Origin of the sequence: Pseudomonas sp. BN411, from assembly GCF_029871235.1 — a bacterium.
Classification (GTDB): domain Bacteria; phylum Pseudomonadota; class Gammaproteobacteria; order Pseudomonadales; family Pseudomonadaceae; genus Metapseudomonas.
This window is the reverse complement of record NZ_SSOM01000072.1, coordinates 55,839-66,089: the sequence shown is the minus strand read 5'-3', so window position 1 is coordinate 66,089 and position 10,251 is coordinate 55,839. Positions and strand designations below refer to the sequence as shown.

The window sequence follows — 10,251 nt, the reverse complement described above, 5'->3', positions numbered from 1 at the left end:
CGCCGATGGTAGTGTGGAGCTTCTCCATGTGAGAGTAGGTCATCGTCAAGCTTCTATCCCAAAGCCCCGGTATGCCCAGCGCATGCCGGGGCTTTGCCTATTAGTGAAAGCCATAGATTTCGGGATTGCGTCCGAGGACGAGATCCCAACCGAATTGCTTGACGACCATAGAGCGTTGGAACCACCTGATCCCATCCCGAACTCAGCAGTGAAACGACGCATCGCCGATGGTAGTGTGGAGCTTCTCCATGTGAGAGTAGGTCATCGTCAAGCTTCTATCCCAAACCCCCGATTCGCCCAGGCGTGTCGGGGGTTTGTCTTTGCGCGCAAGAAAATTCGAGTCAGCGCACCGGCATAAAAAAGGCCACCCGAGGGTGGCCTTTTTGCATTCTGGAGCTGTTAGTCGCCGCGGTATTCGCAGCCACTGGTGCAGGTCTCGTGGATGCGGATGCGGGAGAGCTCCGGGAGCAGGGGCTTGAGCTGCTGCCAGATCCACTTGGCGAGGACTTCGCTGGTGGGGTTCTCCAGGCCGGGGATCTCATTGAGGTAGTTGTGGTCGAGCTGCTCGTAGAGTGGCTTGAAGATGGCCTTGAGCTCGGAGAAGTCGCGGATCCAGCCGGTATAGGGATCGGGCTCACCCTCGATGTAGATGGCCACGCGGAAGGAGTGACCGTGCAGGCGGCCGCACTTGTGGCCGGCAGGCACGTGAGGGAGCCGGTGCGCGGCTTCGAAGATGAATTCCTTGAAGATTTCCACTGAACAACGCTCTTGAAGTGACGGCCAGGCGACTGGCCAAAGCAGGAAAGCCATGATTCTACCAGCTCTCCGGCAGCCTGACCGAAAAGACAGATACTGCCGGACGAGCTAACGCCTCACTTGATTCCCAGTCGCTTGGCCAGGCGCAGCAGGTTGGCGCGGTCCAGGCCCAGCTCACGGGCAGCTGCCGCCCAATTCTGCTGGTGGCGCTCCAGGCTCGCGGTAATGAGTTGGCGTTGGTAGTGATCTACGGCCTCGCGCAGATCGCCAACCGCTTCAATGGCCGGTGCATCGACCAACTTGGTGGCGGGCGCCGGCTGGTTGCTGGGCAGGGCCAGGTCATTGGCGGTCAGGGTAAGGATGCGTGGACGCTCGGGGCAGGCTGCCAGGGCCTTCAGCGCCGCGCGGCCGATCAGGTGTTCCAGCTCCCGTACGTTGCCAGGCCAGTCGTAGCTGAGCAGGGCTGCCTGGGCATCCTGGCTGAGGCGCAGGCTGCGCAGGCCGAGCCTGGCGCGATTCTCTTCGAGGAAGAAGCCTGTCAGCAGCAGCACGTCACGGCCCCGTTCCCGGAGGGGAGGGACGCGCAAGGGGTAGACGCTGAGCCGGTGATAGAGATCGGCGCGGAAGCGGCCGGCCCGCACTTCTTCCGCCAGATCGCGGTTGGTGGCGGCAATTACGCGTACGTTCACTCGGTGTTCCCGGTCCGAACCCACCCGCTGCAGTTGCCCGCTCTGCAGCACCCGCAGCAGCTTGGCCTGGATCGCCAATGGCAGCTCGCCCACCTCATCGAGGAACAGCGTGCCTTCATCAGCCAGCTCGAACTTACCCTTGCGATCGTTCACCGCGCCGGAGAAGGCGCCGCGCACGTGGCCGAACAGTTCGCTCTCAACCAGGGTGTCGGGCAGAGCAGCGCAGTTGAGGCTGATCAACGGATATCGGGAGCGTAGAGACCGGGTATGGATGGACTGGGCCACCAGCTCTTTGCCGACGCCAGTTTCACCGCTGATCAGCACCGTGAGGTCACTTCCGCCCACCAGGTTGATCTCTTCCACCATTGCCTTATGGGTGGCGCTTTGCCCGATCATCTCCTGCGGACGGACCTGTCCGGCGGCCTGGCGATAGACCTCTGCCAGCTGCTGTTCGTCCTGCGCGCGACGGGTCAGGGTTTCCATGCGCTCAGCGGCTTTCACCGTTGCGGCAGCGAGGCTGGCGAAGCCTTCGAGGACGTCCAGGTCCTGCCCATCGAATCGCGATGGGTCCATGGCGTCCAGCGTCAACACACCCCAGGGCCGGTCATCCAGATAGAGGGGGCAGCCCATGCAATCGTGCACTTCCAGCTGCTCCTGGTGCCCTTCCACCAGGCCGTCATAGGGGTCCGGCAGGCCACAGTCGGCTGCGAAGCGGGTGACGCCGCGTTTCTCCATCAGAGCCTGCAGCCTTGGATGATCGGAAACCTTGAAGCGTCGCCCGAGCGTGTCCTGGCTGAGGCCGTCCACCGCCATCGGCACCAGCTGGTCGCCATCCAGGCGGAGCAGGGCGGTAGCGTCGCATGGCAGCAGGCCGCGCAGGGCCTCCAGCAGGCGGCGGTAGCGTTCGCGCTCAGGGAGTTCGCGGGACAGATCGCTGACCAGAGGGATCAGTGTCTGCAGGAAGGGATGAGTTGTCATTATGACTCCGGCATGTCGATATGACTCGATCGCTAGTGTAGTCAAAACAACATGTATAAATATAAGTAATTGATTTTAAAGGAATAAAAAGTTGGCACGAAATCTGGAATAGAACAGGCAGAAAGACCAACCCAGAAATTGGAGTCCTTATGCTCACTAGCCAACAACGTGCCATCGTCAAATCCACTGTCCCCCTGCTGGAGACCGGGGGCGAAGCGCTGACCAGTCACTTCTACAAGATCATGCTGGGTGAATACTCCGAAGTGCGCCCGCTGTTCAACCAGGCTCACCAGGCCAGCGGCGATCAACCGCGCGCCCTGGCAAACGGCGTACTCATGTATGCCCGCCACATCGACCAGCTCGAGGCTCTCGGCCCGCTCGTGGGCAAGATCATCAACAAGCACGTAGCACTGCAAGTGCTGCCTGAGCATTACCCGATTGTCGGTGCCTGCCTGCTGCGGGCCATCCGCGAAGTGCTGGGTGCCGAAGTCGCCACCGATGAAGTCATCGAAGCCTGGGCCGCTGCCTACCAGCAACTGGCCGACCTGCTGATCGGCGCTGAAGAGGAAATCTACGCCGCCAGTGCTTCTGCCAAGGGTGGCTGGCGTGGTGCCCGCTGGTTCCGTCTGGTGCGCAAGGAAGTGGAAAGCGCGGAAATCACCTCCTTCTACTTCGCTCCGGAAGATGGCAGCGAGCTTATGGACTTCATTCCGGGCCAGTACATCGGCCTGCGCCTCAACCTCGACGGTGAGGAAGTTCGCCGTAACTACTCCCTGTCGGCACTCGGCAATGGTCGCGAGTACCGCATCAGCGTCAAGCGTGAGGAGGGCGGTCGCGTTTCCAACTATCTGCATGACGAGTTCCACATAGGCGATCGCATCGAACTGTTCGCTCCGGCCGGTGACTTCGTCCTGCGCCCCGGTAGCAAACCCCTGGTGCTGATTACCGCCGGCGTCGGCATCACTCCGGCGCTGGCCATGCTGGAAGCCGCGCAAGATAGCGGTCGGCCGATCCACTTCATCCATTGCGCGCGCAATGGCGCGGTCCACGCGTTCCGCGACTGGATCGACGAGAAGGTGGCCGCCATCCCGCATCTGAGCCGTTTCTTCTGCTACAGCGAGCCGCATGCGGACGACCAGCCCGACGCCGAAGGTCTGCTGAGCCGCGAACAATTGGCCCAGTGGCTGCCCACAGAGCGCGACCTGGATGCCTACTTCCTCGGGCCGAAAGGCTTCATGTCCCAAGTGAAGAAGCACCTGCGCGAGCTGGGCGTACCCGAGCGTCAGTGCCACCACGAGTTCTTTGGACCGGCCGGCGCCCTGGAGGCCTGACCACAGCCGCCCGGCGCCAAGGTGGCGCCGGGTCTTCACGCGAGGAGTGCAAGATCATGACCAGTCTGTTCGGATGCCCCCAGCGTTTGCTGCAACTGTCTCATCTGTTCCTCTGGACCGGCCTGTTCCAGCTCCTGCTGGGCATCGCCGGCGCTTACTACCTCGATGCCCACTTGGGCCTGCTCACGCTGATTGGTGCCCACGGCATGGTCATTCTGGGCCCGACCCTGATCAAGCTGGGCTATGTGATGCGCCTGACGGCTCTGTACCAGATGCGCAAGGAAGAAAGGGGGCTGGCCTGTGCAATTGCTTGATGCTTCTCGCGAACTGGCCATCCGTCCGATCTGGCGCCTGGGTTTCAGACCCTTCTTTCTATTCGGTACGGCCTTCGCTCTGTTGGCGGTGCTGATCTGGCTGGCGGCCCTTGATGGCCATGCAGCCTGGCAACCGGCCGGGGGCTGGCTGGCTTGGCATCGCCACGAAATGGTGTTCGGTTTCGGCGGCGCCATCATCGCCGGCTTCCTCTTGACTGCCGTACAGAACTGGACCGGCAACCCCGGTCTGCGTGGGCGCTCCCTGGCGATGCTGGCAATGTTCTGGCTGACCGCGCGAGCGGCCTGGTTGATGGGCGCCCCCCTGATGCTGGTCATTCCTCTTGAGCTGGCCTTCCTGCCCGCCGTCGCCTTCGTGATGGGACGCAGCCTCTGGCGTGTGCGCCAGCGTGGCAATTACCCGGTGGTGATAGTGCTGACCCTGCTGGCTGTGGCCGATGCGTTGGTGCTCTGGGGGCTGGCCGCTGGTGATGACGCATTGCAGCGTCAAGGCGTGCTGGCCGCGCTCTGGCTGGTGGCTGCGCTGATGGGGTTGATCGGTGGACGCGTAATTCCGTTCTTTACCCAGCGTGGCCTTGGGCGTGTTCAGCAGGTGAAGGCCTGGCCCTGGCTGGACTGGAGCATGTTGGTGGGTGGCGTGCTACTGGCCGCGAGCTTCGCCAGTGGCCTTGGGTTGCAGCACAATCCCTGGCTGGCGGGTCTTTGCATGCTGCTCGGTCTCGGCAATCTGCTGCGTCTGGCGCGCTGGTACGACGCCGGCATCTGGCATGTGACGCTGCTCTGGCCGCTGCACCTGGCGTTCGCCTGGTTGGCTGTAGCGCCGCTTGGGCTGGCGGCATGGAACCTGGGCATCCTGGCCAATCCGAGTCTGGCCCAGCACGCCTTGGGCGTCGGCGCCATGGGCGGCTTGATCCTGGCGATGATCGCCCGCGTAAGCCTGGGGCACAGCGGTCGCCCGCTGGAACCGCCCCGCGCAATGGGGGCGGCGTTCGCGCTGCTCAACCTGGGTGCTGCCGCGCGCGTGTTGCTACTGCCGATTGCCGGAAGCGCTGCGCTCTGGCTGGCCGCCATTTGCTGGGCCGCCGCGTTTGCGCTGTTCCTGCGGCATTACGCCGTGCTGCTCTGCACCCCGAGGGTGGACGGCAGGCCGGGTTGAGCCGGTTCCGGTTCGGTGGACGGACCGGTGCAGGCGCGCAGCAGTTCGCGCAGGTGGCGGGCGAGGTAATCCTGGAAGCGGGCGTCGTTCCAGTACTCCAGGTGGCTCAGTGGCGTGTGGCGGCGGAACCACGAACCCACCGCCATCGGCCGGTCTTCATGCACCACCGCGGCGTAGCCCTGCACCGGACGCAACGGGTAGCCCAGCAGGTCGGCCGGTGCGTAGACGTTCAGCCAGCGCGCCGACTGCGCCAGGCGTTCATCGAGGCAGTGCCCGGGAAAGCGAATCGGCTGCACTGGGTCATAGGCAAAGGTGAACAGCGGGATGTTGCAGCCAAAGGTGACCAGGCACGCCAGGGTTTCCATGGCCAGGAAGGGATCCCGTGGGCAGCTCGGTGTGGTGTTGAGCTTCTGCTGGTCCCAGATGTAGTTGGAGATGATGTGCCCTCCCAGAGAGTGGGCCAGCACCACCAGCGGGGTATTCGGTCCCACCTTTGCGCGCAAGGCGTTTAGGCCATTGCGCACGCTCTGGTGGACCTGCTCATAGGTGGTGTCGTACGCCTGGCTGACCTTGCGGTAACCGCTGGCGTCGCCGAGGAAGAGGGTGACCATGCGGCGCATCCAGCGCCAGCGAACCGGTTCCTGTTCGAGCTTCTCCAGGTAGGCCAGTTCGCGCTTGTCCAGCACGTTGGCCCAGTACAGCGACTGGAACGCGATGTCCGCCGCTTCCACGTCAAGCCGTTTGCGCAGGCCGCGAATCAGCCTCTGGGAAAAGGCGTGTTCACCCTCTGCATCCTTCGCGTCCTGTTGATTGCCGATGCCATGAATGATGGCAACTGCCAACTTCATCCCTGTACTCCCTTCGCTCCATGCGTCTCAGATCAGAGGCTTTGCAAGCGCTCTCCCAGCTTGCCGCTTTCCACCAATTCGAGGAACTCGTCGCCCAGGCGCTGGCTCTCGGCCATGGCCTTGCGCCAATAGCGCTCGCGCCCGGCGTCGTCGCCGAGATAGCGCTTGAAATCCTTGCGGTCTGGCAGTTTGCCATGAGGCAGTGTGGCGAGATACTCGCGCGAAGGGGAAATCAGCAACACGTCCTGCAGGCGCTCGGCATCGCCTTTGCGCCAGGGCAGGCCCTTGTCGAACCAGCCTGGCACCACTTTGTCCGTGAAATGCGGGTAGAGCACCACGCCGCCCGGGTTGTAGGGCAGGTCCAGGTGGTAGTCGAGCAGGCCACCGTCGCGGTAGGTGCCGGGGCCGGCGCCGGGAATGTCACGCACGCCTTCCATCACCATGGGAATCGAGCCCGACGCCAGCAGGGCGTGGCGCAGGTTGCTGGTATCCAGCGCGTGGTAGTGCGAAGGGAAGTCGGACAGCGGCGCCAACGGCGGGGCCTGGCGGGCATCGTGGAGGATGACGCGTTCGAAGTGTTTCGCCAGGTGTGGACGGCCGAGGAGATTGCTGCCGATCACCGACGACAGACCGAGGCCCAGGGCGCCACGGCGGTCGTGGGCGAGCAGGCCGTGGCTCTTCACCACCACCACGTTGAGGCGGTAGTTGGGGTTGGACAGCACATGGGCGTCGTGGCCCTGAAGCAGGTCTTCCAGCATCAGGCCGCACAGGCGGCTGACTTCCGCCATGCTCACGCCCTTGGGGAAACGCTGGCTGGTATAGAGCTCGCCCAGGCGGCGGATGCCGTCGGCGGCGTCCGGCAGGCAGGCGCTGGCAAAGCGCCAGGAGCCAATGGAAGCGCCGATCAAGGCGCGCTCGCGCGGCGCGCGTGGTAGCCAATCGCCGAACAGCGCCAGATCAAGTCCCTGGATGCCCAATGCCTTGGGGCCGCCCGCCGCGCCCGGCAGGATGCCGACGTCGGCCGGCTTCAGACCTTGCCCGCGAATGTGGGCGAGGGCGCGGCGTCCGGCACGCAGGGTGAGGGCGGGAAACTTGATCTGGATGGCGCTCATGCGGGGCTCCTGAAGGCAAGGCAGCGATTATAGTTGCGACCCCGTCAAGGCCAAGCTTCTTCAGGGTATGAATGATCCTTCCCAAGTCTTAAGGCGAATTCAGCTTCAATTAAGTCGTCCTCGGTATCTTGCTCCCATCGAAAGCACACAAGCTCCCAAGGAGATGACCCCCATGAAGAAACTCGCTGCCCTGTTCGCCGTGACTGCTCTCGCCGCCACCGCTGGTATCGCCCAGGCCCGTGACCTCGGCCCGGACGAGGCTCTGAAGCTGCGTGATGCCGGCACCATCCAGTCGTTCGAGAAGCTCAACGCCGCGGCGCTGGCCAAGCACCCTGGCGGCACCATCAACGAAACCGAGCTGGAAGAGGAATACGGCCGCCACATCTACCAGGTAGAGCTGCGTGATGCCCAGGGCGTGCAGTGGGATCTGGAGCTCGACGCCACCAACGGCCAGATCCTCAAGGATCACCAGGACGACTGATGCGCTGGATCCTTCGCTACAGTGGGATCGTTGCCCTAGTCCTGGCCATTTTCGCCCTTGAGGCGGTGGCCAGGGACCTGGACCAGGACGAGGCCCTGAAGCTCCGCGAAGAGGGCGTCATCATGCCGCTCGACCAACTCTTGCGCAGTGCCCTGGGGCTCTACCCCGGGGCGCGGCTGCTGGAGGCCGAGCTGGAAGAGGAAGATGACGTCTACATTTACGAGGTTGAGCTGGTCACTGCCGATGGCACCGTGCGAGAGCTGGAACTGGACGCCCGCGACGGGCGAATTCTGAAGGATGAGGAAGACGACTGATGCGGTTGTTGCTGGTAGAGGACCATGTACCCCTGGCCGATGAGCTGACCACCAGCCTCGGCCGCCAAGGCTATGCCGTGGATTGGCTGGCCGATGGCCGCGACGCATTGCACCAGGGGGCCAGCGAACCTTATGACCTGATCATCCTGGACCTGGGCCTGCCCGGTAAGCCCGGGCTCGAAGTGCTGCAGGAATGGCGCGCGGGCGGACTGGCGACGCCGGTGCTGATCCTGACTGCACGCGGCTCCTGGGCGGAACGCATTGAGGGCCTCAAGGCCGGCGCCGACGACTACCTGACCAAACCCTTCCATCCCGAAGAGCTGGCCCTGCGCATCCAGGCGCTGCTGCGTCGTGCCCATGGGCTGGCTAACCAGCCGCAACTGGAAGCGGCCGGCCTGCAACTGGACGAAGGGCGCCAGTGCGTCAGTCGCAATGGCGAGGAAGTCCAGCTGACCGCCGCCGAGTTCCGCCTGCTGCGCTACTTCATGTTGCATCCCGGCCAGCTCCTGTCGAAGAGCCACCTTGCCGAACACCTCTACGACGGCGAGACCGAGCGGGATTCCAATGTGATCGAGGTGCACGTCAATCATCTGCGTCGCAAGCTCGGGCGCGAAGTCATCGAGACGCGAAGAGGGCAGGGCTACCGTTTCACCGGTGAGGGCCGATGAGGTCGATCCAGCGCCGGCTCAGCCTGGGGCTGATCGGCGTTCTGCTGCTGGTGGGGTTGGCCCTGGCCCAGACCAGTCTCTGGCTGTTCGATCTCGGCTTGCGGCGCTATCTGGCCGAGGGCATGCGCAGCGAAGCCGAGTTGCTGCTGGGAGCGCTGGTGCGTGGCCCCAACGGCATCCAGCTGGACGAGAAACGTCTCAACCCCGCCCATCAACAGCCCTATTCGGGCCGCTATTTCATCATCGAACTGGACGAGGAGCCCTGGCGTTCCCGTTCCCTCTGGGATGCCGAGCTGCCCATGCCGTCGCAGAAGGGGCTCGCTCCGCAATTGTTGCCGGGGCCGGATGAGCAGGAGCTGCTGGCCTGGCGCGGCGACTACAAGCGCTTTGGCCGCCAGGTGCGCATTGTCGTCGCGCAGGATTACACCCCGATTCTGGAAAGCTTCCGTCGCGTGCAGTGGACGGGCTTTGCCCTGGGCGCGGCGGGCCTGTTGCTGATTCTCGCCCTGCAGCGCATTACCGTGCGCCGGGCATTGCGTCCATTGGAGGACGTTCGCCAGCAGATCGCCCAGCTGCAGCAGGGGCAGCGCAGCGAACTGGACAACCGGGTGCCCGAGGAGCTGGAGCCGCTGGTAGCGCAGATCAACCATCTGCTCAGCCATACCGAAGACACCCTCAAGCGCTCCCGCAATGCCCTGGGCAATCTCGGCCATGCGCTGAAAACTCCTCTGGCCGTGCTGGTCAGCCTGGCCGACCGCGAAGAGCTGCGCGACCAGCCCGAGCTGCGCGAAACCTTGCGTGAACAGCTGGAGCAGATCCAACAGCGCCTGGGGCGTGAGCTGGGCCGTGCGCGCCTGGCTGGCGAGGCGTTGCCGGGTGCCCATTTCGACTGTGCCGAGGAGTTGCCCGGCCTGTTCAATACCCTGGCGATGATCCACGACCGTGGGCTGGATCTGGACTGGGACGCCCCCGAAGGGCTGCGCCTGCCCTGGGACCGGGAAGACCTGCTGGAGCTGCTCGGCAACCTGTTGGACAACGCCTGCAAGTGGGCGGAAACCCAGGTCAACCTCACCATTCGCGGCGGGGAGGGCGGCTACAGCCTGATGGTGGACGACGATGGTCCGGGCATAGCCGAAGACAAGCGGGAGGAGGTCATCGGCCGTGGCGCACGACTGGATGAGCAGGTGGCAGGACACGGCCTGGGGCTCGGCATCGTGCGCGACATCGTCGAATCCTGGAATGGCCGTCTTAGCCTTCAGGAAAGCCCGCTGGGAGGCTTGCGGGTGCGCATCGAGCTCCCGGCAACATTGGCATCGTAGGGCGCGCTTTTTCTGTGGGGGCGATTTCAATCGCCAAGCGGAGCGAAGGTGCGCCCTTCAACCTCGATGGGGCAGCTGCGCTGCCCTTGGCGAGAAAACATCCACGTTCGTAGAACGTGGACTTGCTTTTGGCCCCCTATAAGGGGGCATCTCGGAGTAGGCTGGCCAATCGTAGCTCGGCTGCAATCCGGGAGCGGCGGTGGTATAGCCCCGGATTTCATCCAGGCTACGGACTGCTGGCTGCCGCATAACCTCCGTAGGATGGGT

11 protein-coding genes and 1 rRNA gene are annotated in these 10,251 nt (G+C 63.9%); 8 read left to right on the top strand and 4 right to left on the bottom strand.

Translation table 11 applies throughout. The annotated features are described in order from the left end of the window. Positions 1–157: 157 nt before the first annotated feature. A 5S ribosomal RNA gene (gene rrf, locus E8F06_RS18045) occupies positions 158–273 on the top strand. A gap of 126 nt (positions 274–399) precedes the next feature. On the opposite strand, the gene queD is transcribed toward rrf, so the two are convergent. Then, on the bottom strand, positions 400–756 hold the full coding sequence (gene queD, locus E8F06_RS18040; RefSeq protein ID WP_069084299.1) for a 6-carboxytetrahydropterin synthase QueD: 357 nt from the start codon (positions 754–756) through the stop codon (positions 400–402). A gap of 116 nt (positions 757–872) precedes the next feature. Continuing rightward, entirely contained in the window at positions 873–2,423 is a 1,551-nt protein-coding gene (gene norR, locus E8F06_RS18035; protein WP_280369737.1) for a nitric oxide reductase transcriptional regulator NorR, read from the bottom strand. Positions 2,424–2,572: 149 nt separating this feature from the next. Between norR and hmpA the strand changes: the two genes are divergently transcribed. From hmpA to E8F06_RS18020, 3 genes are read left to right on the top strand one after another with little or no spacing between them, the layout of a single operon-like run. Then, positions 2,573–3,754, top strand: coding sequence for an NO-inducible flavohemoprotein (gene hmpA / locus E8F06_RS18030; protein ID WP_280369735.1), 1,182 nt, complete (start codon positions 2,573–2,575; stop codon positions 3,752–3,754). A 56-nt stretch (positions 3,755–3,810) separates the two neighbouring features. Continuing rightward, on the top strand, positions 3,811–4,068 hold the full coding sequence (locus E8F06_RS18025; RefSeq protein WP_280369734.1) for a transmembrane sensor/regulator PpyR: 258 nt from the start codon (positions 3,811–3,813) through the stop codon (positions 4,066–4,068). Continuing rightward, positions 4,055–5,242 (top strand): NnrS family protein, encoded by a 1,188-nt coding sequence (locus E8F06_RS18020; protein ID WP_280369732.1) that lies wholly within the window; start codon positions 4,055–4,057, stop codon positions 5,240–5,242. The genes E8F06_RS18025 and E8F06_RS18020 overlap by 14 nt, the downstream gene beginning before the upstream one ends. Here E8F06_RS18020 and E8F06_RS18015 read toward each other — a convergent pair. Continuing rightward, complete coding sequence (locus tag E8F06_RS18015; RefSeq protein ID WP_280369730.1) at positions 5,194–6,090, bottom strand: hypothetical protein; 897 nt, start codon at positions 6,088–6,090, stop codon at positions 5,194–5,196. The two genes, E8F06_RS18020 and E8F06_RS18015, sit on opposite strands and share 49 nt — an antisense overlap. Before the next feature lie 32 nt (positions 6,091–6,122). Next, positions 6,123–7,202, bottom strand: coding sequence for a patatin-like phospholipase family protein (locus E8F06_RS18010; RefSeq protein ID WP_280369729.1), 1,080 nt, complete (start codon positions 7,200–7,202; stop codon positions 6,123–6,125). Between the two features lie 172 nt (positions 7,203–7,374). On the opposite strand from E8F06_RS18010, the gene E8F06_RS18005 reads away from it, so the two are divergent. From E8F06_RS18005 to E8F06_RS17990, 4 genes are read left to right on the top strand one after another with little or no spacing between them, the layout of a single operon-like run. Next, entirely contained in the window at positions 7,375–7,683 is a 309-nt protein-coding gene (locus E8F06_RS18005) for a PepSY domain-containing protein (RefSeq protein WP_280369727.1), read from the top strand. Next, positions 7,683–7,997 (top strand): PepSY domain-containing protein, encoded by a 315-nt coding sequence (locus E8F06_RS18000; RefSeq protein ID WP_280369725.1) that lies wholly within the window; start codon positions 7,683–7,685, stop codon positions 7,995–7,997. Before E8F06_RS18005 ends, E8F06_RS18000 begins: the two co-directional genes overlap by 1 nt. Beyond that, complete coding sequence (locus tag E8F06_RS17995) at positions 7,997–8,665, top strand: response regulator transcription factor (protein WP_280369724.1); 669 nt, start codon at positions 7,997–7,999, stop codon at positions 8,663–8,665. Before E8F06_RS18000 ends, E8F06_RS17995 begins: the two co-directional genes overlap by 1 nt. Then, complete coding sequence (locus tag E8F06_RS17990; protein ID WP_280369723.1) at positions 8,662–9,984, top strand: sensor histidine kinase; 1,323 nt, start codon at positions 8,662–8,664, stop codon at positions 9,982–9,984. Before E8F06_RS17995 ends, E8F06_RS17990 begins: the two co-directional genes overlap by 4 nt. Positions 9,985–10,251: the final 267 nt, after the last annotated feature.

Bases quoted from the DNA above. Each gene is read 5' to 3' on its own strand.
- E8F06_RS18010 (WP_280369729.1), bottom strand. From the start codon at position 7,202: ATGAGCGCCATCCAGATCAAGTTTCCCGCCCTCACCCTGCGTGCCGGA.
- E8F06_RS18025 (WP_280369734.1), top strand. From the start codon at position 3,811: ATGACCAGTCTGTTCGGATGCCCCCAGCGTTTGCTGCAACTGTCTCAT.
- E8F06_RS17995 (WP_280369724.1), top strand. From the start codon at position 7,997: ATGCGGTTGTTGCTGGTAGAGGACCATGTACCCCTGGCCGATGAGCTG.
- E8F06_RS18005 (WP_280369727.1), top strand. From the start codon at position 7,375: ATGAAGAAACTCGCTGCCCTGTTCGCCGTGACTGCTCTCGCCGCCACC.
- norR (WP_280369737.1), bottom strand. From the start codon at position 2,423: ATGACAACTCATCCCTTCCTGCAGACACTGATCCCTCTGGTCAGCGAT.
- hmpA (WP_280369735.1), top strand. From the start codon at position 2,573: ATGCTCACTAGCCAACAACGTGCCATCGTCAAATCCACTGTCCCCCTG.
- E8F06_RS17990 (WP_280369723.1), top strand. From the start codon at position 8,662: ATGAGGTCGATCCAGCGCCGGCTCAGCCTGGGGCTGATCGGCGTTCTG.
- E8F06_RS18000 (WP_280369725.1), top strand. From the start codon at position 7,683: ATGCGCTGGATCCTTCGCTACAGTGGGATCGTTGCCCTAGTCCTGGCC.
- E8F06_RS18015 (WP_280369730.1), bottom strand. From the start codon at position 6,090: ATGAAGTTGGCAGTTGCCATCATTCATGGCATCGGCAATCAACAGGAC.